This window comes from Salinicola sp. 4072, assembly GCF_036663415.1.
GTDB lineage: Bacteria > Pseudomonadota > Gammaproteobacteria > Pseudomonadales > Halomonadaceae > Salinicola > Salinicola salarius_A.
In genome coordinates, this window is the sequence record NZ_JAXOVV010000070.1 from 1 (window position 1) to 1388 (window position 1388).

Sequence of the window (1388 nt, forward strand, 5' to 3'; positions counted from 1 at the left end):
TCGATAAGCTTATTGAGATCGCGCTCCAGCAGCCTCAGTTGAATCTGCCCGAGGCACTCAGCGAAACCTGTCCCAAGTGTCAGGCGAAAATGCGCAAGCGCAAGAGCAGCAATGGCCCCTTCTGGTCATGCTCCCGCTATCCCGACTGCGATGGAACGAAGGCAATTATGAAAATAACGCGCCAACGTCATGCCACGAAGCAAGCAGCGAAAAGAAAAGGGAACTCCAGATGAACAGCGTTGTAAATGGATACTGTAGGGTCCCGGATGATCAGATCGCCTATAGAAGTTATCCTCTGCTAGCAGCGAGGGAGCTTCTTCAGCAATTCATCCGGGAGCAAGTTCATGGACATCAAGCTGCATAAACAAGCGACCACGACACCGAAGATCCGTGCCGAGATCCAGGCAGCGCCCTCCAGCATCACGGATAGCGAGCTGGCCCGCCAGTATGGTGTCGCCACCACGACCATACGGCGCTGGCGGTACCGTGACGATGTCCATGATCGATCGCACACGCGTCACAACCTGCTGGCCACGCTCACGCCCGAGCAGAAGGAGGTGCTGATCGCAGCGCGCGAATTCCTTCGCCTCGGTCTGGATGATCTCCTCGTCGTGGCGCGTGAGTTCCTGAACTCCCGGTTGTCTCGCTCCGGCCTGCATCGCATGCTCCAGCGGCGCGACGTGCCGACACTAGCGGAACTGGCTCGGCAGGACGTCGGAGATGACGAGAAGCCGAGGCACAAGCCCTTCAAAGACTACGAACCGGGGTATGTGCACATCGACATCAAGCACCTGCCTCAGATGCCCGATGAGGAGCAAAAACGCTACCTGTACGTCGCCATCGATCGCGCCACGCGTTGGGTGTATCTGGAGATCCGAAGCAGTCAGTCCGCGAAGGATGCTCGCGCGTTCATGAAGCAGGTGGAAGAGAAGGCGCCCTTCAAGATCCAGACGGTGCTGACTGACAACGGCAAATCCTTTACCGATCGCTTCACACGTGCAGGTGAGCGCAAGCCCAGCGGCCGGCATCCATTTGACCAGGAGTGCCAGGCACATGACATTGAACACCGCCTGATCAAGCCGGGAAAGCCGCAAACGAACGGCATGGTGGAGCGCTTCAACGGCCGCATCAGCGACGTGCTGGCGACTCGGCGCTATGCCTCAGGCGAGGACCTGGAACAGACGCTGAAACGCTATACCTGGCTGTACAATCACCACATCCCGCAGAAGGCACTGCACCATCAATCACCTATTGCGATGATCCCGGCTTATTCATGAGGCCGGCCCGAAAACGAAGATAGCGGATGGTATTCTCTTGAAAATTCAGTGTGTTCCGCCAAGAATCTGAACCAAGAGAGCCATCCGCTATGGGTGAAAGCCTATCCACCT

The 1388-nt window shown here is 57.2% G+C and carries 1 protein-coding gene and 1 pseudogene; both read left to right on the forward strand.

The window, feature by feature from the left end:
• A partial coding sequence (locus R3F72_RS18485; RefSeq protein ID WP_332780472.1) for a topoisomerase DNA-binding C4 zinc finger domain-containing protein occupies positions 1–233 on the forward strand: 233 nt, incomplete at its 5' end.
• 111 nt (positions 234–344) lie between these two features.
• Positions 345–1253, forward strand: a pseudogene (locus R3F72_RS18490) (IS481 family transposase); the annotation flags it as partial.
• Between the last annotated feature and the right edge of the window lie 135 nt (positions 1254–1388).